Source organism: uncultured Hyphomicrobium sp. (assembly GCF_902826555.1).
In the GTDB taxonomy this organism is placed as follows: Bacteria; Pseudomonadota; Alphaproteobacteria; order Rhizobiales; family Hyphomicrobiaceae; genus Hyphomicrobium_C.
In genome coordinates, this window is the sequence record NZ_CADEFI010000081.1 from 1 (window position 1) to 1,757 (window position 1,757).

General features: G+C 64.9%; 3 protein-coding genes. All 3 read left to right on the forward strand.

Annotation, left to right across the window (positions count from 1 at the left end; translation table 11 throughout):
• Positions 1 to 119: 30S ribosomal protein S13 (gene rpsM, locus QZV93_RS17535; protein WP_295560017.1), on the forward strand; the 119-nt coding region annotated here is incomplete at its 5' end.
• A 105-nt stretch (positions 120 to 224) separates the two neighbouring features.
• Entirely contained in the window at positions 225 to 626 is a 402-nt protein-coding gene (rpsK, locus tag QZV93_RS17540; RefSeq protein WP_295560013.1) for a 30S ribosomal protein S11, read from the forward strand.
• A 137-nt stretch (positions 627 to 763) separates the two neighbouring features.
• A partial coding sequence (locus QZV93_RS17545) for a DNA-directed RNA polymerase subunit alpha (protein WP_295560015.1) occupies positions 764 to 1,757 on the forward strand: 994 nt, incomplete at its 3' end.

Below are 1,757 nucleotides of genomic sequence, written 5' to 3' on the forward strand. Positions count from 1 at the left end.
GCTGCTACCGCGGCCTGCGTCACCGCAAGGGCCTGCCGGTCCGCGGCCAGCGCACGCACACCAACGCGCGCACCCGCAAGGGGCCCGCGAAGCCGATCGCCGGCAAGAAGAAGGCATAAGAGCGTACCCGATCATTCGGCCGGTGCGTCCGGCCATCGAGCTGCGGCTGTCCCCGACAGCCTTTGGAATTGGCCCGGCTGACGGGCAACAGGAGTTGCGACCAGATGGCGAAAGAGCAGGCACAGGGGCGTACGAAAGTCCGCCGCCGGGAGAAGAAGAACATCACCTCCGGCGTTGCGCACGTGAACGCGTCCTTCAACAACACGATGATCACCATCACCGATGCCCAGGGCAACACCCTGGCTTGGTCGTCGTCGGGCACCATGGGTTTCAAGGGCTCGCGCAAGTCGACGCCCTTCGCCGCCCAGATGGCTGCCGAAGACGCCGGCAAGAAGGCGATGGAGCACGGCATGAAGGTGCTCGAGGTCGAGGTATGCGGCCCGGGCTCCGGTCGCGAGTCGGCGCTCCGCGCTCTCCAGTCGGTCGGCTTCCAGATCACCTCTATCCGCGACGTGACGCCGATCCCGCACAACGGCTGCCGTCCGCGTAAGCGCCGCCGCGTTTAAGACCAAGCGAGTTCGGACCTTCCCTGGGCGGGTCTTAAGCGTCGCCGCGCTCCCGTCTCCGGTCTCGAACTCATCCTCTGTTGGAAGCGTGCCGCCAATGGGCGAGGCGGCACCCAGAACCGCTACGAGGAACCCCCGTGACGAACGTATTGCAAAAGAACTGGCAAGACCTGATCAAGCCGTCGAAGCTCGAGATCACTCCGGGCCGCGACCGCACCCGCATCGCCACCATCGTCGCTGAGCCGCTCGAGCGTGGCTTCGGCATGACGCTCGGCAACGCGCTCCGCCGCGTGCTGCTGTCGTCGCTCCAGGGCGCGGCCATCAAGACCGTGCAGATCGACGGCGTGTTGCATGAGTTCTCCTCGATCCCCGGCGTGCGCGAGGACGTGACCAGCATCGTCCTCAACATCAAGGAGATCGCGCTGCGCATCCACTCGGATGGCGTGAAGCGCATGGTGCTGAAGAAAGAGGGCCCCGGCCCCGTCAAGGCCGGCGACATCGAGACCGGCTCCGAGGTCGATATCCTGAACCCCGAGCATGTCATCTGCCACCTCGATCAGGGCGCGCAGATCCGCATGGAGTTCACCGCCGACATGGGCAAAGGCTACGTCGCCGCCGAGCGCAACCGCCCGGACGACGCGCCGATCGGCCTGATCCCGGTCGACAGCCTCTACACGCCCGTGACGAAGGTCTCCTACAAGGTCGAGAACACGCGCGAAGGCCAGATCCTCGACTATGACAAGCTGACCATGACCATCGAGACCGATGGTTCGGTCAAGGCCGAGGACGCGGTGGCACTCGCCGCACGCATTCTGCAGGACCAGCTCGCCGTCTTCATCAACTTCGAGGAGCCCAAGAAGGCCGTCGAGGAGAGCCGCCATCCGGAGCTGGCGTTCAACGCCGCGCTTCTCAAGAAGGTGGACGAGCTCGAGCTTTCGGTGCGCTCGGCGAACTGTCTGAAGAACGACAACATCGTCTACATCGGCGACCTCATCCAGAAGACGGAAGCCGAGATGCTGCGCACGCCGAACTTCGGGCGCAAGTCGCTGAACGAGATCAAGGAAGTCCTGGCCGGCATGGGCCTCCACCTCGGCATGGAAGTGCCGAACTGGCCGCCGGACAACATCGAAG

Coding starts and splice junctions, on each gene's coding strand:
- rpsK (WP_295560013.1), top strand. CDS start 225: ATGGCGAAAGAGCAGGCACAGGGGCGTACGAAAGTCCGCCGCCGGGAG.